Below are 18,763 nucleotides of genomic sequence, written 5' to 3'. Positions count from 1 at the left end.
GACACGGGCGGGCCCGGCGCGACCACCTTGAGGCACGCACCCGCGCGAGGGCACGGTGCCAGGCCGGCGAAGCGCGGACTCAGGATGCCCGCGCCCTCCCCCGAGAACGCCGTGGTACCACTGTGCCGGTTAGGCCTATCCTCACGAAGATCAGAGGGCATCGTCTTGGTGCCTTGCGGGAACACGAGGGGTTTACGAATCGGTACAGGCCGGGACGAATATGTATATGCCATCGGATGAAACGGACCAACTGAGCGCGGTGGCCCGGCGTCTTTACGGCTACGCGGCCGAGCGGCACACCTTCTCCGAGGCGGAGGCCGGCGAGGCGCTCGGCGAGTGCGTCGCCGCCGCCCTCGCCGAACTCGCGGCGGCCCACCTGATCCAGCCCCGCTCCCGCCCGGCCGCCCCCGCCGGGGACGACGGCCGCCCCGGGGAGCCGGAGCGGGTGTGCTGGAGCGCCGTCTCCCCGCGGGCCGCGGCGGCCCGCACGCTGGCCCCGCTGGCGCTGCGGGTGCGCGAGACCCATGACGAGATGGACCGGCTGCGCGTCCGGCTGGAGGAGCTGCTCCCCGCGTACGAGGCGGGCACCGACCTGCGCGACCGGGGCGGGGCGAACTCCCTGGAGCTGGTCACCGACCCGGCCGCGCTGCAGGACCTGATCGGGGAGCTCGTCGCCTCGGCCGAGTCCGAGGTGCTGACCTGCCACCCGGGCGGCGGCCGCAGCACCGCGACCCTGGAGGGGGCGGTGGTCCGGGACGAGGCGATGCTGGCCCGGGGCGTGAAGATGCGCACCCTCTACCAGCACACCGCCCGCTACTCCCGCCCGACGGCCGCCTACGTGGAGCGGGTGACCGCGCTCGGCTCGCAGGTCCGTACCGTCGGCGACGGGCTGATGCGGATGATCCTCGTCGACCGGCACACCGGGCTGATGGAGGTGCAGGACGACATCAAGGCGGCGCTGGTGGTGCGCGAGCCCAACGTCGTCCACTTCATGGCACAGACCTTCGAGCGGTGCTGGGCGGAGGCCGAGCCCTTCAGCACCACCGTCGGCCCGGACCAGGCCCGTTCGATCTCCGACGAGCTGCGCCAGACGATCGTGCGGCTGCTGGCGGAGGGACTGGAGGACAAGGTCATCGCCCGGCGCCTCGGCATGTCGGAGCGGACCTGCCAGCGCCACATCGCGGAGGTCATGCGGGCCGTGGGGGCCAAGTCCCGTTTCCAGGCCGGGTTCCTGCTGTCCGCGACGGTGGCGGCGGCGTCCGCCGCTTCCGCAGCGGCGGCGGAAGCGGCGGAAGCGGCGGACGCCGAAACCGAAGCCGGAGCCGCGGCAGCCGGCCCCGCCCCGCTCACGCACCCTCCGGCTGGAGCTCCGGAATCAGCCGCCCCCGGCGCGACAGCAGGAACCGCTTGAACTCCGCGACCGGCGGAGTGTCCGGGTGTCCGTCGAGCCAGGCCACCCCGATCTCGCGGACCGCGCGCGGGGCGGTGACCGTCAGCTCGACGACCCCGGGCCGGGCCACCGCCGGCGGGGGCAGCAGCGCCACGCCCAGACCGGCGGCGACCAGCCCGCGCAGGGTCTCGGCCTCCTCCCCCTCGAAGGCGACCCGGGGCGTGAACCCGGCCTCCGCGCACAGGTCGTCGGTGATGCGGCGCAGCCCGTAGCCCGGCTCCAGGGTGACGAAGGTTTCCTCGGCGGCCTCCGCGAGGCGGATCCGCTTGCGGCCGGCGAGCCGGTGGTCGTCGGGGACCACCAGGCGCAGCCGCTGCTCGTCGAGCCGGCGGGCCACCAGGTCGGGGGCGTCGGGCAGCGGTGAGGTCAGGCAGAGGTCGAGCTCGCCGGCGCGCAGCTTCTCCAGCATGGCCTCCCCGTAGTTCTGGACGAGGGAGAACCGTACGCCGGGGTGGTCGGCGCGGAAGGCCCGGATCAGGCCGGGCACCGTCTCGGGGCCCAGGGTGTGCAGGAAGCCGAAGGCGACCTTGCCGAAGGACGGGTCGGCGTCCTGCTGCACGGAGCCGGCGGCGCGGGCGATCTCGGCGAGCGAGCGTTCCGCGGAGGCGAGGAAGGTGCGGCCGGCGGTGGTGAGCGCGACCGTACGGCCCTTGCGGGCGAACAGCGTGACGCCCAGGTCCTGTTCGAGGCGGACCATGGCCCGCGACAGGGTGGACTGCGGAACGCCCAGCTCCTGCGCGGCGCGGGTGACGTGCTCGTGCCGGGCGACGGCGGCGAAGTACACGAGGCGCGGGGCCAGCGCGTGTGTCACAGCCATGTCTTCTTCGTAACGACTCATGAATAGGCACCCATCTGACCTGCACTGATGCACGGATGGATTGATTATCGCGAATTCGTGCATTGGACGCATGAAAACAGGGGCTCTACGGTCGTACGCATGCCTCCCGCTCATACCGGGGCACCCGTCATCCCGGGCGCCTCCACCGCGTCGTTCCCCGCCTCCGCACCCGAGGCGCACGAGCCCGGCCGTCCCGGCTACCGCCGCCTCAGCCTGGCGCTCTTCGCCGCCGGACTGGCCACCTTCGCCCTCCTCTACTCCACCCAGGCGCTGCTGCCCGCGATCTCCGAGGGCTTCGGCGTGACGGCGGGTCAGGCCAGCTGGACGGTCTCCGCGGCCACCGGCGCGCTCGCCCTGTTCGTCCTGCCGCTCAGCGCGCTCTCGGAGCGCTTCGGCCGGACCCGGATGATGACCTGCTCGATGGTGATCGCGGTCGGCGTCGGCCTCCTCGTCCCCTTCGCGCCGAACCTGGAGTGGCTGATCGCGCTGCGCGCCGTCCAGGGCGCGGCGATCGCCGGCATCCCGGCCTCCGCGATGGCGTACCTGGCGGAAGAGGTGAAGCCGAAGGCGCTGGTCGCCGCGATCGGCCTGTTCGTGGCGGGCAACTCCATCGGCGGCATGAGCGGCCGCCTCGTCACGGGCTGGGCGGCGCAGGTCTGGGGCTGGCGCGGCGGACTGCTGACGGTCGGCCTGATGTCCCTGGCGTGCGCGGCGGCCTTCCTCGTCCTCCTCCCCCGGGCCCGGTTCTTCCGGGCGGCCTCGCTGAACCCGCGCGCGGTGGGGCGTACGGTCTCCGGGCACCTGCGCGATCCGCTGCTGCTGCGGCTGTACGGGATCGGCGCGCTGTTCATGACCGTCTTCGGCGCGGTCTACACGGTCATCGGCTACCGCCTCTCCGACGAGCCGTTCTCCCTCGGCCAGGGGCTCATCGGCTCGATCTTCCTGGTCTACCTGGTCGGTACGGTCTCCTCGGCGGCGGCCGGACAGCTGGTGGGCCGGCTGGGGCGGCGCGGTGCGCTGTACCTGGCGGTGACCACGACGGCGGTGGGGCTGTTCCTGTCCCTCGCGGACTCCCTCACCGCGATCCTGCTCGGCCTGGTCCTGATCACGGCCGGCTTCTTCGCGGGCCATGCGGTGGCCTCCGCGGCGGTGAGCCGTACGGCGAAGACGGGCCGCGCGCAGGCCTCCGCGCTCTACCAGTCGGCGTACTACGTCGGCTCCAGCGCCGGCGGCACGCTGGGCGCCCTCGCCTACCACTCGGCGGGCTGGGCGGCCACGGTCACCCTCGCGCTGCTCGCGGTCGCCGGGGTCGTCACCATCACCCTGTACGGGTCCCACGCGGCCCGTACGGCCCGGATCGCGGCGCTGGCGGCGCGCTGAGGGCTGTCGGACAAGAGGTCCGCAACCCGCGTCCGGCATGATCGCCGGTCATGTCCACAGTCAACGTGCACCTCATACTCGGCAGCACGACCAGCATGATCATCCCGGCCCGCGTGGTGGAGTCCGGCGACGGCGGCCTGCTGCTGTGGGTGGCCCCGGGCACCCCGCTCTGGCGCGCCACCATCCCGCCCGGTACCCACCTGCGGGACCTGCCCCCGGAGGGCTCGTACCCGCTGCGGGCCGACCGGTGGCGGCACGGGGGTGCGCTGATCCTGCAGCCGGCCGGGGCGGGGCACGCGGTGTGGTGGAGCTTCACGATCGGGCTGGAGTTCCGCAGCTGGTACGTCAACCTCGAATCCCGTGTCTGCACCCCGGACGGCGCGGACGTCCACGTGACCGACCAGGAGCTCGACATCACGGTGACCCCGGACCGCGCGTGGGAGTGGAAGGACGAGGAGTCCTTCGCCGCGAAGACGGGCCACCCGGTGTACTGGACGGCGGCCGGGGCCGCGGCCATCCGCGCGGAGGGCGTGCGCGTCACGCGGCTCATCGACGCGGCGGCCTACCCCTTCGACGGCACCTGGTGCGATTTCCGCCCCCCGGCGTCGTGGACGCTCCCGGAGCTCCCGGAGCTGCCCCTCGGTACGGTCGACGCCCCCTCGGGGGTGCTCCTGCTGGGCAAGGCCGGCCGGCTCGACCACCGGCCGGCCGGTGACCCGACCCGCTCGGAACGTGCCCTCGCGCTCGCCGCGACGGGTGGCGGCCACCTCCACGACGGCGGGCCCGCGGGATCCGAGCCGTGGGGCTACGAGGCCGTGGCCGTCCCGGCCGCCGGCGACCGCCCCCTGCCGGTCCGGGCCCGCACCGCCCCCTCCCCCTTCGACGGCAAGCCGGTGCTCTCGACCCTGGAGGTCTCCCTCGGCCTCCCCTGGGACCACACGACCCACGGCCCCGGCCCGATCCCCCTCGGCGACCTCCCGGTCGACCGCTGCGGCATGGTCCTGGGCGACGCGATGGCGCTGGACTCCTTCGAGGCCGCCGACCGCGACCGCGTCCGGCGGGCCGGAGCGGGCCACCCGCTGCGGGCCGGGGAGGTCGAGGTCGGGGGGAGCCGGGTCCTCGGGCTCGGCCGGGATCCCGGGGACCGATCCGAGCGGCACCAGGGCGGGCAGGTGTACCCGGTCACCCTGGAGGAGCGCGGGGGCGAGGCGGTGCTGCGGTGGACCGTCACGGCGGCCGGGGCTCCGTAGGTGAACGTTTCGCCGCCGCGTGCCGGGCTGCGGTTGTCAGAGGGGTCGGGTAGTTTCCGGAGTATCGGGAACTACCAGGGGGATCAAGGGACATGACCGAAGCCACCGACCTCGCGCCCGAGCTCGACGCCGCGCTCGACCGGTATCGCGTGGAGCTCACCGGGTACTGCTACCGGATGCTCGGCTCGGCCTTCGACGCCGAGGACGCGGTGCAGGACACGTACATCCGCGCCTGGCGGAGCTTCGAGAAGTTCGAGGGGCGGTCCTCGCTGCGGTCGTGGCTGTACCGGATCGCCACCAACGTCTGTCTGGACCTGCTCAACGCGGGGAACAAGCGGGCCCGGCCCATGGATCTGAGCGCCCCGCAGCACCAGGCGTCCGCCGTGCTCAACGAGCGGCCCGAGGTGACCTGGCTGGAGCCGGTGCCCGACGGGCGGGTGCTGCCGCAGACCGCCGATCCGGCGGAGATGGCGCTGGCCAAGGAGTCCGTACGGCTCGCGTTCGTCGCCGCGCTCCAGCACCTGCCGGCCAAGCAGCGGGCCGTACTGATCCTGCGCGAGGTGCTGGCCTGGAAGGCCGACGAGGTCGCGACCCTGCTGGACACCACCGTCGCGTCGGTCAACAGCGCCCTGCAGCGGGCCCGGGCGACCCTCGCCGCCACGCGCGTGCGCGAGAGCGAGGCGCTCGACCCGCTGGACGGCGACCAGGCGAAGCTGCTGGAGCAGTACCTCGCCGCCTTCGAGTCCTACGACATCTCCCGGCTGACCGCCCTGCTCCACGAGGACGCGGTGCTGTCGATGCCGCCGTACGACCTGTGGCTCCAGGGCCACGAGGACATCGCGGCCTGGCACCTGAACCAGGGCATCGGCTGCAAGGGCTCGCGGCTGCTCCCGACCACGGCGAACGGCATGCCGGCCTTCGGACAGTACCGGCCGCGGGAGGACGGGCAGCCGGGGTGGACCCCGTGGGCGCTCCAGGTCCTGGAGGTCTCAGACGGGAAGATCACCGGGCTCAACGCCTTCCTGGACACCGCCCGGTGGTTCCCGCTCTTCGGGCTCCCCGAGGAGCTCGACGAGTCCTACGAGGTGCAGTAGCGCGCGCAGCGGGGGCGCGGCCCCGATGACCCGGAAGGGGCGCCCGGCGGCGGTCAGCCGCAGCCGGGCCAGGGCCTCGACGGCGGCGAGGCCGGGCGCCGTGACGGCAGCCGCATCGCACACCACCGCCGTCGCCCCGGCTTCGTAGAGCAGGGCCAGGCGGGCGCGCAGCCGCGCGATGTCGTGTCCGGTCGGGCTGGGTCCGGGCAGTACGAGTCGTCTGATCGTCACGTGAGGGTGACTCCCCCACCTGCCGGAACTCATCGGAGCATGCGCAGAATGGCGCGATGAACCCCTCGGACAAGCCCGCGTACTGGGACCCGACGCCCACCGCCCGCCGACTCACCGCGTCGGGATCCCACCTGGAGCCCGGCATGTTCCAGGGGCGGTGGGAGGACCGGAACTGGCGCAACGTGCCCGGCCCGTTCTATGCCGGCGAAACCGATGAGATGGCCCTCGGGCGGATGGACGCCCCCCACCACATCTGTTACGACGACGACCACGGCGGCGGCTTCGGCGGCGTGTTCGTGTTCCGTCAGCCGACCGACGAGGACCAGGTCTTCGACCTGCTGTGCGGGGCCTCCCTGGACATGTGCGCGGGCTACAACCGTGACGGCGACGACCACTGGACCGTGGAGGCGGTCCGCGACTGGTGGGCGGACCGGGGCAGGGTCCGCGAATGGGCCGTGGCCATAGCCGCCGACTGGGGCGCCGACACCCACCCCCACTGGGGCTACAACAACGACCCGAAGTACCTCGGGCACTACCACGACGCCGCGCAGGGCCACCGGGACTTCATCGCGTACATCGACGACGGCCTGGAGGCCTACCTGCGCGGCTACCTGTACTGGCTGGAGCACCGGCGCGAGCCGGAGCACGGGGAGGCCCTGCCCGGCCTGTGACCCCTCGGCCCGCGAAAGGGCGTCGGCGCGGCTCCGGACGGGGAGCCGCGCCGACGGGATCGTGGTCCGGGACTACGCGATGCGGTCCAGCACGATCGGGGTGGCGGAGAAGGCCGTGCCCGCCGCCGCGATGTCGAAGGTGCCGTCCAGCGCCGCCAGGGCGTAGTCGAACTTCTCCGGGGTGTCCGTGTGCAGGGTCATCAGGGGCTGGCCCGCGACCACCGTGTCGCCCGGCTTCGCGTGCAGCTCGATGCCCGCGCCCGCCTGCACCGGGTCCTCCTTGCGCGCGCGGCCTGCGCCCAGGCGCCAGGCGCCGACGCCCACCCCGTACGCGTCCAGCCGGGTCAGCACGCCCGAGGAGGGGGCCGTGACCACCTGCTGCTCGCGGGCGACCGGGAGCGCCGCGTCCGGGTCGCCGCCCTGCGCCGCGATCATCCGGCGCCACACGTCCATCGCGGAGCCGTCGGCCAGCGCCTTCGCCGGGTCGGCGTCCTTGATGCCCGCGGCGTCCAGCATCTCCCGGGCCAGGGCCAGGGTCAGCTCGACCACGTCCGAGGGGCCGCCGCCGGCCAGGACCTCGACGGACTCGCGGATCTCCAGGGCGTTGCCGGCGGTGAGGCCGAGCGGGGTGGACATGTCGGTGAGGAGGGCGACGGTCTTGACGCCGGAGTCGGTGCCGAGGCCGACCATGGTGCGGGCCAGCTCGCGCGCGTCCTCGATGTTCTTCATGAAGGCGCCGGTGCCGACCTTCACGTCCAGGACGAGGGAGCCGGTGCCCTCGGCGATCTTCTTGGACATGATCGAGGAGGCGATGAGCGGGATCGCCTCGACGGTGCCGGTCACGTCGCGCAGCGCGTACAGCTTCTTGTCGGCCGGGGCGAGGCCGTCGCCGGCGGCGCAGATGACGGCGCCGGTGGTGTCCAGGACGTGCAGCATCTCCTCGTTGGAGAGCAGGGCGCGCCAGCCGGGGATGGACTCCAGCTTGTCCAGGGTGCCGCCGGTGTGGCCGAGGCCGCGGCCGGAGAGCTGCGGCACGGCCGCGCCGCAGGCGGCGACGAGCGGGGCCAGGGGCAGGGTGATCTTGTCGCCGACGCCGCCGGTGGAGTGCTTGTCGGCGGTCGGGCGGGAGAGGGAGTCGAAGTTCATCCGCTCGCCGCTGGCGATCATCGCGGCGGTCCAGCGGGCGATCTCGGTGCGGTTCATGCCGTTGAGCAGGATGGCCATCGCCAGCGCCGACATCTGCTCGTCGGCGACCACGCCGCGCGTGTACGCGTCGATGACCCAGTCGATCTGCTCGGGGCTCAGTTCACCGCGGTCGCGCTTGGTGCGGATGACGGAGATGACGTCCATGGAAGTGCTTCCTTCTACGCGCATAGAGACAGGAGAAGAGGGAGATGAGGGGAAAGGACGCGGCCCCCCGCCCGGCGGGGGCGGAGGGCCGTCGGCACGGCTATCTCAGATGGTCCGGCCCGAAGGCCTGCGGCAGCATCGCGGAGAGCGGCAGGACGCCTTCCGGCGTCTCCACCTGGAGCTCCGCGCCGCCGAACTCGAAGAGGAGCTGGCGGCAGCGGCCGCAGGGGACGAGGATCTCGCCCTTGCCGTCCACGCACGTGAAGTGCGTCAGACGGCCGCCGCCCGTGGCCTGGAGGGAGGAGACCAGCCCGCATTCGGCGCACAGGCCGAGCCCGTAGCTGGCGTTCTCGACGTTGCAGCCGACGACGGTGCGGCCGTCGTCCACCAGCGCCGCGACGCCGACCGGGAAGCCCGAGTACGGGGCGTACGCCCGGGACATGGCCTCCCGGGCGGCCTCGCGCAGGGCCTCCCAGTCGGGAGCGGCCGTCACTTGCCCTGACCCTTGCGGTACGGCATGCCGTCCGCCTTGGGCATCCGCAGGCGCTGCGCGGAGAGCGCGAGCACCAGCAGCGTGGTCAGGTACGGGGCGGCGTCCACGAACTGGCTGGGCACCTGGTCCGTGAGCGCGTACCAGAGGAACAGCAGCACGGCGAAGACCGCCGAGATGCCGGCCGGGACGTAGCGCTTCTTGTAGAGCTGCCAGGCGACGACCAGGACGAGCAGGATCGCGATGAGCAGCAGCATCGCGTGGACGTTCTCGGCGCCGCCGCGCAGCTTGAGGCTGTCGGTGAAGCCGAACAGGCCGGCGCCGAGCGCCATGCCGCCGGGCATCCAGTTGCCGAAGATCATCGCGGCGAGGCCGATGTAGCCGCGGCCGCCGGTCTGGCCCTCCTGGTAGATCGGGCTGGCCACGATCGACAGGAACGCGCCGCCCAGGCCCGCGAGGGAGCCCGAGACGATCACGGCGATGTACTTGTACTTGTAGACGTTGACGCCGAGCGATTCGGCGGCGATCGGGTTCTCGCCGCAGGAGCGCAGCCGCAGGCCGAAGGTGGTGCGCCACAGCACCCACCAGGTGCCGGGGATCAGCAGCAGGGCGACGACGGTCAGCAGGGACAGGCCGGTGACCAGGCCGCCCACGACGCCGGCGACGTCCGAGATGAAGAACCAGTGCTTGCCCTGGAGCGTCGCCATCCAGTCCGACAACCCCGGCACGGTGATCTCGTAGATCGGCTCGACGCGCGGGGACTGCTTGGAGGAGCCGCCCGGTGCCTCGGCGAACGTGAAGTTCGACAGGTACTGGGTGAAGCCCAGGGCCAGGATGTTGATGGCCACACCGGAGACGATGTGGTTCACGTTGAAGGTGACCGTGATGATCGCGTGCAGCAGGCCGCCGATGGCGCCGCCGATCAGGCCGGCGATCACGCCGGTCCACGGGCCCCACTGGTAGCCGGCCCAGGCACCGAACCAGGTGCCGAGGATCATCATGCCTTCGAGGCCGATGTTGACGACGCCCGCGCGCTCGGCCCACAGGCCGCCGAGGCCGGCGAGGCCGATCGGCACGGCCAGGGAGAGGGCTCCGGAGACCTGGCCGATGGAGGTCAGGTCGTCGGCGCCGCTGATCACGCGGACCAGCGAGACGAGTGCGAGGCCGCCCGCGATGATCAGCATGATCCACGGGAGGGTGAGCTTGGTGCGTCCGCCCTGCTTCTTGGGCGCGGCGCTGGTCGCGGAAACGGTGCTGGTGCTCACGCCGAGACCTCCTTCTCGGTCGTGATGGCGTGGCCTGCGGCCAGCTCCTCGCCGACCTTCTGCTGCTGGCGTCGGATCCCGTAACGGCGGACGAGCTCGTAGGAGACGACGACCGCGATCACGATCAGGCCCTTCATGATCGTGCCGATCTCCTTCGCGTATCCCTCCGTGTCGAGCGAGGCCGAGGCCTTGTCGATGAAGGCCATCAGGAACGCGGCGAAGAAGATGCCGACCGGGTGGTTGCGGCCGAGCAGCGCGATGGTGATGCCGGTGAAGCCGACACCGACCGGGAAGGAGAGGCTGTACGTGTGGCTCTCGCCCAGCAGCACCGGCATGCCGGCGAGGCCGGCGACGGCGCCGGAGATGAGCATCGAGGTGATGATCATCTTCTTGGCGTCCACACCGGAGGCCTGCGCGGCGGACTCGCTGGCGCCGGTGGCGCGCAGGTCGAAGCCGAAGCGGGTGCGGCCCAGCACGAACCAGTAGACGATGCCCAGCGCGAAGGCGAGGAAGGTGAAGCCGTAGATCTCCAGGCCGTCGCCGAGGGAGATCGCCGGGAACCAGCCCGACTTCGCGATCTCGCCGGTGGTCAGGTCGTTGGAGCCGGCCGGCTGGACGCCGAGGTTCTTCGGCAGGATCAGCCAGGCGATGAGGCTGGTGGCGATCGCGTTCAGCATGATCGTCGAGACGACCTCGCTGACTCCGCGCTTGGCCTTCAGGATGCCGGCGATGCCGGCCCAGAAGGCGCCGACCAGCATGGCGACGATCACGATCAGCAGGATGTGCAGGGGGCCGGGCAGCGAGACCGCCGCGCCGACGACCGCCGACAGCATCGCCGCGAGACGGTACTGGCCGTCGACGCCGATGTTGAAGAGGTTCATCCGGAAGCCGATGGCCACGGCCAGGGCCGCCAGGTAGTACGTACCGGCCTGGTTGACGATGAGGACCTGGACGTCCTCGTAGCTCGCGTTCTCCACCATGAGGCGCAGCGGTTCGATCGGGTCCACACCCGTCGCCGCCAGGACCACCATGGTCAGCAGGAAGGCGGTGACCAGCGCGAGCGCGGGCCCGGCGAAGCCGAGGAGCAGCCGGTCCTTGTCGAGTTTCTTCATCGGGCCTCGTCCTCCGGGGAGTCGGTACGGGCATCCGTGCCGGCGTCGGAGCGGTTGTCGGTGGCTTCGGTGGCTTCCAGGTGCCCGGAGGAGGCGCCCGTCATGGCGGTGCCGAGTTCCTCGGGGGTCACGGTCGCGGGGTCGGCGTCGGCGACCAGGCGGCCGCGGTAGATGACGCGCAGGGTGTCGGACAGGCCGATGAGCTCGTCCAGGTCGGCGGAGATCAGCAGGACCGCCAGGCCTTCGCGGCGGGCCTCGCGGATCGCGTCCCAGATCTGCGCCTGGGCGCCGACGTCCACACCGCGGGTGGGGTGGGCGGCGATGAGGAACTTCGGGTTGTGGCTCATCTCGCGGCCGACGATCAGCTTCTGCTGGTTGCCGCCGGAGAGCGAGGCCGCGGTGACCTCGATGCCGGGGGTGCGGACGTCGTACTCGCGCACGATCCGCTCGGTGTCCTTGCGGGCGGCCTTCGGGTCGAGGATGCCGCGCTTGGAGTTGGGGGCTTCGGTGACGTGGCCGAGGATGCGGTTCTCCCAGAGGGAGGACTCCAGCAGCAGGCCGTGCCGGTGGCGGTCCTCGGGGATGTAGCCGATGCCGCCCTCGCGGCGCTTGCGCACCGGGTACTTGGTGATGTCCTTGCCGTCGAGGGTGATGGCGCCCGCGTCGGGGGTCATCATGCCCATGAGGGCCTCGATCAGCTCGGTCTGGCCGTTGCCCTCGACGCCCGCGATGCCGAGGATCTCGCCCTTGTGGATCGTGAAGCTGATCCCGTCGAGCAGCAGGCGTCCGGCGGCCGGGGTCTCGCGGAGGTTGGCGTCCGGCAGGCCCGGGGTGCGGGCGGTGTCCTCCGTGAGGACGGGCGCACCGCCCTCGGCGACCGTCAGTCCCTGGACCTGGAGCATCGGGGTGGTGGTCACCGTCGACTCGCGGGTCTCCGGGGAGGGCAGCTCGGAGCCGACCATCAGCTCGGCGAGCTGCTTGGTCGTGGCGGTCCGCGGGTCGGCGGTGCCGACCGTGGTGCCGCGCCGGATGACGGTGATGTCGTCGGCGACCTTCAGGACCTCGCCCAGCTTGTGCGAGATGAAGATGACGGTCAGGCCCTCGGACTTGAGCTCGCGCAGGTTGTCGAACAGCGCGTCGACCTCCTGCGGCACGAGCACCGCGGTCGGCTCGTCGAGGATGAGGATCTTCGCACCGCGGTAGAGGACCTTGAGGATCTCCACGCGCTGGCGGTCGGCGACGCCGAGGTCCTCGACCAGGGCGTCGGGACGTACGCCGAGGCCGTACGCGTCCGAGATCTCCCTGATCTTCTTACGGGCCTTCGCGCCGATGCCGTAGAGCTTCTCGCCGCCGAGAACCACGTTCTCCAGGACGGTGAGGTTGTCGGCCAGCATGAAGTGCTGGTGCACCATGCCGATGCCGCGGGCGATGGCATCGCCGGGGCTGCTGAAGGAGACCTGCTCCCCGTCGATGGCGATGGTGCCCTCGTCCGGCTTCTGCATGCCGTAGAGGATCTTCATCAGCGTCGACTTGCCGGCGCCGTTCTCACCGATCAGGGCGTGGACCGTGCCCTTGCGGACGGTGATCGCGATGTCCTTGTTGGCGACGACGCCGGGGAAGCGCTTGGTGATGCCGTGCAGTTCTACGGCGGGGGGCGGGCTGGACGCGTTGATGACGCACTCTCCTTGGCGCGGAAGGAGCTGAAGGCAGGGCGGGGGACAGGGCGGGGGTGTGAAAGTATCGCGTCCACGATGCTTCTACGCGCGTAGCACTGTCGAAAGTGAAAACTTGCGGCCAACCGGCCACAAGATCACATGAAACCACGTGACACGAGCCGGGGCCCGGGAGCGATGGAGACCGCTGCCCGGACCCCGGGGATCACGCGTGACGCAGGTCGGACGGCACCTTACGGGGCGGTCTTGACCTCGATCTTCTTGGCGATGATGTCGGCCTTGGCCTTCTCGACCGCGGCGACGACGTCCGTCATCTCCTTGTACTTCGGGTTGGAGTCGGCCAGGCCGACGCCGTCCTTGTCGAGGCCGTAGCGGACCTCACCGGACTCGGGCTTGCCGTCCTGGACCGACTTGATCAGGTTGTAGACGGAGTCCGCGACGTCCTTGGTGACCGAGGTCAGGATGAAGTCCTTGTACTTCGCCAGACCGGCCTGGTTGTACTGGTCCGAGTCGACGCCGATGGACCACTTGCCCTTGGCGGAGGCGGCCTCGATGGCACCGGATCCGGCCAGACCGGCGGCCGAGTAGATCACGTCGGCGCCCTTGTCGAGCTGGCCCTCGGCCGCGGCCTTGCCCAGGTCGGGCTTGGCGAAGCCGTCGAAGTTCGGCGGCTGGGTCAGGTACTGGGTGAGCACCTTGGCGTTCGGGTTGGTGTCCTTGACGCCCTGGGCGAAGCCCGCCTCGAACTTCTTGATCAGCGGAACCTCGACACCGCCGATGAAGCCGACCGTGCCGGTCTTGGACGCCTTGGCGGCGGCGACGCCGGCCAGGTAGGAGCCCTGCTCCTCGTTGAAGACGAGGTTGGCGATGTTCTTCGCCTGCACCGAGGTGTCGTCAATGAGGCCGAACGTGGTGTCCGGGAACTTCTCGGCGACCTTCTTGATGGCCGGCGCGTACGCGAAGCCGACGCCGATGACCGGGTTGTTGCCCTTGCGGGCCAGCTCGGTGAGGCGCTGGACCTTGTCGGCCTCACCCTCGCCGTCGGTGGGCTCCGCCTCGGCGCCCTTGATCTTGAGGTCCGTCTCGGCCTTCGAGAGGCCCGCGTAGGCGGCGTCGTTGAACGACTGGTCGCCGCGGCCACCGATGTCGTACGCGATGGCGGCGGACTTCTCCGAAGAGGAGGAGGCGGACGAAGACGAGTCCGAGGACTTCTTACCGCCACAGGCGGTGGCCGAGAGGGCCAGCGCAGCGGACGCGATGCCCACGGTGGCGATCCTGGTGATCCGGCGCAAGGGGAGGCTCCTTCAAAACCTGACCGAAGCGCCACGACCGGCGCTGGTTTCGCCGAGATCGTAACGCGCGTAGATGTCAGTTAAAGGCCCGTTCATGAGTCGTTATCGGATCGTCGTGAACCAGACAGTGACCGATCAGTAACAGCCGACGCGCCCGACCCATGTGTACCAAGGGCTGGACGCGTCCGCCGGATCAATCACCGATGTTGTAAAGAACTCCTATCCGGCCGTCCCCGCCAGCCGGGCGCGTCGCCCTTCGAGCTGGTCGAGGGGACGCCCGTCGAGCAGGGCCGCGGCCGTGAAGAACTCCACGCCGACCCCGATCGCGGCCTCGTCCACGTCGAAATCACCCCGGTGCAGATCCCGCTTCGCGGTGTCCCCGGGCTTGCGCACGCCCAGGCGCGCCATGGCTCCGGGGACGTGCTCCAGGTACCAGGAGAAGTCCTCGCCGCCCAGGCTCTGCTCGGTGTCCTCGACCGAGTCGGCCCCGCGGCGGGCGCTCATCGCCTCCCGCAGCAGCTCGGTGACCACCGGATCGTTGACGACCGGGGGCACTCCGCGCACGTAGGTGATCTCCGACTTGGCCCGGTGCATCGAGGCGATCTCGTCGATGACCGCATGGATCTGGTCGGGGGCCTCGTGCCAGGAGTTCAGGTCGAGGCAGCGAACGGTTCCGGACAGCTCCGCGTGCATCGGGATGACGTTGCAGGCGTGTCCGGCCTCGATCCGGCCCCAGGTGACCGACATGCCCGAGCGGGCGTCCATCCGCTTGGTCAGCAGGGCCGGCAGGTCGAGGGCGAGCCGGGCGGCCGCCGTCACCAGGTCGGTGGTCAGGTGCGGACGGGCGGTGTGCCCGCCGGGGCCCTCGAGGGTGACCTCCAGCCGGTCGCAGGCCGAGGTGATCGGCCCGGTGCGCAGGCCGATCCGGCCGGCGTCGACCCGGGGGTCGCAGTGCAGGGCGATGATCCTGCCGACCCCGTCCAGCACCCCGGAGTCGATCGCCTCGGTGGCACCGCCCGGCAGCACCTCCTCGGCGGGCTGGAAGAGCAGCCGCACCGGCCGGGGCAGCTCGCCCCGGCGGTCGAGCTCCGCGAGGACGAGGCCGGCGCCCAGCACCACGGCGGTGTGCACGTCGTGGCCGCAGGCGTGGGCGCGGTCCGGGACGGTCGAGCGGTACGAGACGTGCGTCTTGGCATCCGGGATGGGCAGGGCGTCGATGTCCGCGCGCAGGGCCAGCATGGGACGTACCCCGTCCCAGGTGCCGACGTCACAGATGAGTCCGGTGCCCGACTTCAGCACCCTCGGGCGCAGGCCCGCTTTCTCCAGCCGGGCCTTGATCGCCGCCGTGGTGCGGAACTCCTGGTGTCCTAGCTCGGGATGCATGTGCAAGTCCCGGCGGAAGGCGATCAGTTCGGCACGCAGGTGGTCCGGAAGCTTGCCGGGCAGCTCGGGCCGGTCGGGCTTGCCGGGCAGGGCGGTCTGGGACTCGCGGGACATCAACTGGTTCACCCGTTTAAGGGTAGGCCCACCCATGGGCCAACTGACGGGAGATCACCAAAAGTTCATGCCGTTAGGGGAAAGAAACCCGGCCTCTGGACGCATGACCGGATGAAGGCGCGGGTAAACTCGCGCGCTCATTCATGCACTCATCCGGCCGCCGAAGCCGTCTGAGCAGGAAGTCTGTGCACATCACGGGCGGTGTCGGTGACTCCGGCGAGGAAACCGCGGGCCCGCTCCGAGGCAGCCGGGGTGAGCCAGCTCGGATCGACATCGCATACGGCCACGGTCACGCCGGTGCCGGTCAGCGCCAGGGGCAGGGTGTGGACGACCGTGGAGGGGAAGCTGACGATCGTCCGGCCGACCGGGCCGCGCCGGGCGATCAGCTCCAGCGGCAGGTCCGGACGTACGATCTCCAGCCCGGTCGCCTCGCTCAGCAGGCGCAGCTTCTCCGGGGCTTCCCGGCGGTGGGCGAAGTAGCGGGTGGCCCCGTGTTCCAGGGTCAGGGCGCGCACCGCCTCCAGGTAGCGGTCCGGGTCGACGACTCCGGTCTCCACCAGCGAGGTCCCGACCAGGTCGGTGCCCTTGGTCAGGCGGGGCGGGCCGAAGCGGGCCCGGGTCCACGCGAAGTCGTTGGGCCGGACGGTCATCCCGCCGTGCGCGGTGACCGGCATCGAGCTGAACACCTCGACGCGCCGGCGCCCGCCCGGGGCCGGGGTGAACCGCCGCCGGGCCGTCGCCGAGACCGGCGCGTACGCCAGCTCGCGCAGCCGGCCCGGAAGGCCTCCGCCGCCGACCCGGTGCCAGCGTACGAGGCGCTCGCCGCGGGCCGTCTGGGCGATGAACTCCATGGTCGCGGTGCCGTCGTCGACCACGACGAGCTCCTCGGCCCGGACCAGCGTGAGCAGGAGCTGCACGTAGCGGGAGAACGGATCCCCTATCACCACCCGCTCGGCCGCCCGTACCTCCCGGGCGAGCGCGGCGAAGGCCCTGACCGGCGCGAACCGGCCGCCGCGGGCCTCCTGCCAGCGCACCTCGTGCCCCTCGTCCCGGGCCAGCCCCGCCATCCGGCGCAGCTGCCCCCGGGACATGGGGTCGGTGGGCGGGAGCACCACGATCCGCAAGCCCCCGGCGGTGGAAGCGGGCATGGGCTGCGCTCCGGTCCCCCGGGCGGGCTGGCGCGGGACGGCCTCGAGCAGCCCGCTGCGCTGCGCGTACGCCCATTCCAGGACGTTGAGGAGCTGGACCGGGCTCTCTACGAAAGCCAGGGTGCGGTCAGGGTCTGAGGGGGTCACCAGGTACTCCTCGTCAGAGGGAGAAAGGAAACGACTCACGGTCCGTACGAGCCCGCCGCGCGCCGCCGTTACCGGGGGGGCTCACACGGTGGCGAGCTCTCCCTGGACGCGGCGGAGCTTCTTCATCGGGCCGAGCTCGGAGTCGTAGACCCGCTTGACGCCGTCGCCGAGCGCGGTCTCGATGGTGCGGATGTCGCGGACCAGGCGGGCCAGGCCGCCCGGCTCGACGGAGGCGGCCTGGTCGGAGCCCCACATCGCGCGGTCGAGGGTGATGTGGCGCTCGACGAAGGTGGCGCCGAGGGCGACGGCGGCCAGGGTGGTCTGCAGGCCCGTCTCGTGGCCGGAGTAGCCGATCGGGACGTTCGGGTACTCCTCCTGGAGGGTGTTGATCACCCGCAGGTTGAGCTCCTCGGCCTTGGCCGGGTAGGTCGAGGTGGCGTGGCAGAGCAGGATGTTGTCGCTGCCGAGCACCTCCACCGCGTGCCGGATCTGCCTCGGGGTGGACATGCCGGTGGAGAGGACGACGGTGCGGCCGGTGGCGCGCAGGGCGCGCAGCAGCTCGTCGTCGGTGAGCGAGGCGGAGGCCACCTTGTGGGCGGGGACGTCGAACTTCTCCAGGAAGGCGACGGCCTCGGTGTCCCACGGGGAGGCGAACCAGTCGATGCCGCGCTTGGCGCAGTGGTCGTCGATGGCGCGGTACTCGTCCTCGCCGAACTCCACGCGGTGGCGGTAGTCGATGTAGGTCATCCGGCCCCAGGGGGTGTCGCGCTCGATGTCCCACTGGTCGCGCGGGGTGCAGATCTCGGGGGTGCGCTTCTGGAACTTCACGGCGTCGCAGCCGGCTTCGGCGGCGGCGTCGACGAGGGCGAGGGCGTTGCCGAGGTCGCCGTTGTGGTTGATGCCGATCTCGCCGACCACGTAGACGGGCTGTCCGGGGCCCGCGGTACGGGAGCCGAAGGTACGGAGGCGGGGGGCGGGGGTGACCGTCATGGCAGGGCTGTCCTTCGGAGCGTGGGGTGTACGAGGAGGTGCGGGCACGGGGGCGGGCACCGGGGTGGTGAGTGGGGTGTGGACTGGGGCGGGGCCTGAGGTGTGGCCCGAGGCGGGGGCGAGTACGGGTACGAGGGCGCGGGCGCGGGCCAGGTCGTGGGGGTCGTCGATCTCCAGCACCCGCGCCGGGTCGGTGGCGACCGGGACGGTCCGCCCGAAGAAGCGGTGGCGGGCGGCGCGGAAGCCGGCGGCGTCCATGGCGTAGGCGGCGCCGGTCTCCAGGAGGTCCTCGGGGCGGTCCTGGCGGCGGGGGCGGTACGAGACGTCGTGGTTGACCCCGGTGCCGGAGCCGTCGGGGGTCCTGCGCCAGAGGAAGCCGTGGAAGGGGGCCGCGGTGAGCGCGGAGTCGGCGGCGCCCGAGGCGACGGCGGCGGCGACGGACTCCACGTCGGAGGCGGTGACGAAGGGGCTGGTGCACTGGACGAGGAGGACCACGTCGACGGTGACGGAATGCAGTTCCTCGAAGGAGTCGAGGGCGTGCAGCAGGGCGGCCTCGCTGGTGGCGGTGTCCCCGGAGATCCCGGCGGGCCTGCGCAGCACGACGGCCCCGGCCCCGCGGGCGGCTTCGCCGATGGCCTCGGAGTCGGTGGACACCAGGACGTCGGTGACGGTCGCGGCCCCCAGGCAGGCCCGGACGGCCCGGACCACGAGGGGCATCCCGCCGACGTCGGCCAGGTTCTTCCCGGGCACGCCCTTGGACCCCCCGCGTGCGGGGATCACGGCGAGCACCCTGGGCATCGCACGGCTGCCTGCGGCGCGGGTGGCGGGGGCGGGCAGGGCTGCGGCGGGCACGGTCGCTGGGCGCGTGGCTGCGGCGCGGGATGC

The 18,763-nt window shown here is 71.8% G+C and carries 16 protein-coding genes and 1 pseudogene; 5 read left to right on the top strand and 12 right to left on the bottom strand.

Annotated elements, in window-relative coordinates:
- Window positions 1-226 precede the first annotated feature (226 nt).
- Window positions 227-1,411 carry a helix-turn-helix transcriptional regulator gene (locus tag NLX94_RS11370; RefSeq protein WP_254382537.1) on the top strand — a complete coding sequence of 395 codons (1,185 nt, stop codon included), beginning with the start codon at window positions 227-229 and terminating at the stop codon, window positions 1,409-1,411.
- Here the strand turns inward: NLX94_RS11370 and NLX94_RS11365 are convergent.
- Window positions 1,347-2,288: a LysR family transcriptional regulator gene (locus tag NLX94_RS11365; protein WP_254382536.1), complete on the bottom strand. Its 942-nt coding sequence runs from the start codon at window positions 2,286-2,288 to the stop codon at window positions 1,347-1,349. The two genes, NLX94_RS11370 and NLX94_RS11365, sit on opposite strands and share 65 nt — an antisense overlap.
- Window positions 2,289-2,387: 99 nt before the next feature.
- Between NLX94_RS11365 and NLX94_RS11360 the strand changes: the two genes are divergently transcribed.
- The 3 genes from NLX94_RS11360 to NLX94_RS11350 all read left to right on the top strand — a co-directional run bounded on the left by NLX94_RS11360 (window position 2,388) and on the right by NLX94_RS11350 (window position 6,012).
- Complete coding sequence (locus tag NLX94_RS11360; RefSeq protein ID WP_254382535.1) at window positions 2,388-3,668, top strand: MFS transporter; 1,281 nt, start codon at window positions 2,388-2,390, stop codon at window positions 3,666-3,668.
- 50 nt (window positions 3,669-3,718) lie between these two features.
- Window positions 3,719-4,918 (top strand): DUF402 domain-containing protein, encoded by a 1,200-nt coding sequence (locus tag NLX94_RS11355; protein WP_254382534.1) that lies wholly within the window; start codon window positions 3,719-3,721, stop codon window positions 4,916-4,918.
- Window positions 4,919-5,010: 92 nt separating this feature from the next.
- The gene (locus NLX94_RS11350) at window positions 5,011-6,012 is read left to right on the top strand and encodes a sigma-70 family RNA polymerase sigma factor (protein WP_254382533.1); all 1,002 of its coding nucleotides are present in this window, start codon (window positions 5,011-5,013) and stop codon (window positions 6,010-6,012) included.
- Here NLX94_RS11350 and NLX94_RS11345 read toward each other — a convergent pair.
- Window positions 5,908-6,243: an STAS domain-containing protein gene (locus NLX94_RS11345; protein ID WP_254382532.1), complete on the bottom strand. Its 336-nt coding sequence runs from the start codon at window positions 6,241-6,243 to the stop codon at window positions 5,908-5,910. The two genes, NLX94_RS11350 and NLX94_RS11345, sit on opposite strands and share 105 nt — an antisense overlap.
- 56 nt (window positions 6,244-6,299) lie before the next feature.
- Here NLX94_RS11345 and NLX94_RS11340 point away from each other — a divergent pair, with 56 nt between their 5' ends.
- The gene (locus tag NLX94_RS11340) at window positions 6,300-6,914 is read left to right on the top strand and encodes a hypothetical protein (protein ID WP_254382531.1); all 615 of its coding nucleotides are present in this window, start codon (window positions 6,300-6,302) and stop codon (window positions 6,912-6,914) included.
- Window positions 6,915-6,986: 72 nt separating this feature from the next.
- Here NLX94_RS11340 and NLX94_RS11335 read toward each other — a convergent pair whose 3' ends face one another.
- The 10 genes and pseudogenes from NLX94_RS11335 to NLX94_RS11290 all read right to left on the bottom strand — a co-directional run.
- Window positions 6,987-8,264: a thymidine phosphorylase gene (locus NLX94_RS11335; RefSeq protein WP_254382530.1), complete on the bottom strand. Its 1,278-nt coding sequence runs from the start codon at window positions 8,262-8,264 to the stop codon at window positions 6,987-6,989.
- A 100-nt stretch (window positions 8,265-8,364) separates the two neighbouring features.
- Window positions 8,365-8,757 carry a cytidine deaminase gene (locus NLX94_RS11330; protein WP_243333749.1) on the bottom strand — a complete coding sequence of 131 codons (393 nt, stop codon included), beginning with the start codon at window positions 8,755-8,757 and terminating at the stop codon, window positions 8,365-8,367.
- The gene (locus tag NLX94_RS11325) at window positions 8,754-10,019 is read right to left on the bottom strand and encodes an ABC transporter permease (RefSeq protein WP_254382529.1); all 1,266 of its coding nucleotides are present in this window, start codon (window positions 10,017-10,019) and stop codon (window positions 8,754-8,756) included. The genes NLX94_RS11330 and NLX94_RS11325 overlap by 4 nt, the downstream gene beginning before the upstream one ends.
- On the bottom strand, window positions 10,016-11,131 hold the full coding sequence (locus NLX94_RS11320; protein ID WP_254382528.1) for an ABC transporter permease: 1,116 nt from the start codon (window positions 11,129-11,131) through the stop codon (window positions 10,016-10,018). The genes NLX94_RS11325 and NLX94_RS11320 overlap by 4 nt, the downstream gene beginning before the upstream one ends.
- On the bottom strand, window positions 11,128-12,771 hold the full coding sequence (locus tag NLX94_RS11315; RefSeq protein WP_254382898.1) for an ABC transporter ATP-binding protein: 1,644 nt from the start codon (window positions 12,769-12,771) through the stop codon (window positions 11,128-11,130). The genes NLX94_RS11320 and NLX94_RS11315 overlap by 4 nt, the downstream gene beginning before the upstream one ends.
- A 266-nt stretch (window positions 12,772-13,037) precedes the next feature.
- Window positions 13,038-14,096 (bottom strand): BMP family protein, encoded by a 1,059-nt coding sequence (locus NLX94_RS11310; protein WP_254382527.1) that lies wholly within the window; start codon window positions 14,094-14,096, stop codon window positions 13,038-13,040.
- A 219-nt stretch (window positions 14,097-14,315) separates the two neighbouring features.
- Window positions 14,316-15,593, bottom strand: a complete 1,278-nt coding sequence (locus NLX94_RS11305) for an amidohydrolase (RefSeq protein WP_254382897.1) — start codon at window positions 15,591-15,593, stop codon at window positions 14,316-14,318.
- 149 nt (window positions 15,594-15,742) lie between these two features.
- Entirely contained in the window at window positions 15,743-16,888 is a 1,146-nt protein-coding gene (locus tag NLX94_RS11300) for a hypothetical protein (protein ID WP_254382526.1), read from the bottom strand.
- Window positions 16,889-16,969: 81 nt separating this feature from the next.
- Window positions 16,970-17,878 carry an N-acetylneuraminate synthase family protein gene (locus NLX94_RS11295; protein ID WP_254382896.1) on the bottom strand — a complete coding sequence of 303 codons (909 nt, stop codon included), beginning with the start codon at window positions 17,876-17,878 and terminating at the stop codon, window positions 16,970-16,972.
- 426 nt (window positions 17,879-18,304) lie between these two features.
- A pseudogene (locus NLX94_RS11290) lies at window positions 18,305-18,676 on the bottom strand (cytidylyltransferase domain-containing protein); the annotation flags it as partial.
- Window positions 18,677-18,763 lie beyond the last annotated feature (87 nt).

Source organism: Streptomyces sp. TBY4 (assembly GCF_024213195.1).
Lineage (GTDB): Bacteria > Actinomycetota > Actinomycetes > Streptomycetales > Streptomycetaceae > Streptomyces.
The sequence above is the reverse complement of the archived record's forward strand: the minus strand, read 5'-3'. Positions and strand labels throughout refer to the sequence as shown.